Source organism: Pseudoalteromonas sp. MMG006 (assembly GCF_018101025.1).
Lineage (GTDB): Bacteria > Pseudomonadota > Gammaproteobacteria > Enterobacterales > Alteromonadaceae > Pseudoalteromonas.
Window position 1 is genome coordinate 1 of record NZ_JAGJEJ010000045.1, and the last position, 1706, is coordinate 1706.

General features: G+C 53.3%; 1 protein-coding gene. It reads right to left on the bottom strand.

Annotation, left to right across the window (positions count from 1 at the left end):
- On the bottom strand, nt 1–1689 hold a 1689-nt coding region (locus J8L73_RS19105; protein WP_211019457.1), incomplete at its 3' end, for an amino acid adenylation domain-containing protein.
- Nucleotides 1690–1706 lie beyond the last annotated feature (17 nt).

Here is a 1706-nt window from a genome sequence, read left to right on the forward strand (position 1 = left end):
CCCACCAAGATTAAAGAAGTTATCCGTCAAGCTCACTCGCTCTCGACCCAGCAAGGACGACCACATCTGCGCTATCGCCACCTCCAGTTCACTCTCTGGTGCCACGTATTCTACCGATGCAGCATTCGCCTGCACCAAACGCCGTAACTCTGCGTTATCTAACTTACCGTGACTGGTCCGTGGCAACGCCTCCAATACGAGGTAACGCGCTGGGATCATGTACCCTGGCAACACCGACGTTAAAGCCTCGCGACACTGTCCTTCCAGTCCCTCTGGCGAATGGCTCACCAAACACGCCACCAACGCCGACTCGCCATCGGCTGAGTCTTCTGCAAACACCACGGCGTCTTCCACCTCTGCAACGCTCAGTAACGCACTTTCTATTTCGCCGGGCTCAACTCGGTACCCGCGTAACTTCATCTGCTTATCCGCACGGCCAAGATACAATAACGTCCCATCGACTAACCGTCTGACCAGATCTCCCGTTCGATACAAGCGCCCCCCTGTGCGGGCACTGAAGGTATCTGCGATAAACACTTCCGATGATAATTCCTCGCGCTGATGGTACCCCTGACTGACCCCGTAACCGCCTAAGTACAGCTCACCTACCGCGCCTGGTACACATAACTGACCTTGACGGTCAACCACATACGCTTGAACGTGGGCAAACGTTTCACCAATGCAATGCCCTAATAACTGACCATCACGAGGCTTACGGTGATAACTGCTGACGATCGTATTCTCCGTTGGTCCGTAAAATTCAATGATCTCAACCGCAGGGAATCGCGCTTGCAATGCATAGATAAGCTCCGCTGGTACTGCTTCGCCGCCCACCAGTAAATAACGCAAGGCTGGATACGCCTGCTCCGCTATCGTCACCTGCTCTAACCAACTCTTCATCAATCCAGGTACCGCATGCAGTATGCTTACCTGCTGACAGTGACTCGCCAGTTGCGCCACATCTCGGATCGTCTCTTGCGCCACCAACTCCACTGATGCGCCATTAAGTAACGGCAGCAATAACTCCAATAAAGAGATATCAAAGGCATGAGAAGCTAACGCCGCCATGCGATCTTGAGCCGTCACCCCCATCACTTCATTCACCGAGCTCAGCGTTTGTAATAGCTGATGATGCGCTACGCGCACCCCTTTAGGCTGACCACTGGTCCCTGATGTGTAGATCATATAAGCCGTGTCACCTGCCTGAGTCGACAGCGCAAACGGCGTGTCTGACACCTCTGGGGCAACGTCATCGACATGCAGGAGTCCTGTCATGCCGGTTACAGCAGTGACATCGCTCTGACTGAGTAAAATTGTCATCCCCGAATCGGCCACCATGTAGTCAATTCGAGAGGTTGGGTAAGCGGGATCGACTGGCACATATACGCCACCGGCTTTCCACACCGCTAATAGGCTCACTAACAAGGCTTCATTGCGAGGTAAACACACCCCAACCACAGTGCCCGTTGAGACGCCATTGTCTTTAAGGTAACGAGCCAATTGCCAAGAGCGTGCGTTCAATTCGGCATAACTTAATTGCTTACTGTGACAATGCACCGCTGGCTGCTCAGCATATACCTCACAGCGTGGTAACAGCAAGTCTAGTACGCTGTCCCCAGCGTGTTGCACGACAGGCAAATGAGACAAAGAGGCGTGCTCTTGAGCGGATAAAAGTGATAACTCGCCCACCCTTTGCTCAGTGTCAG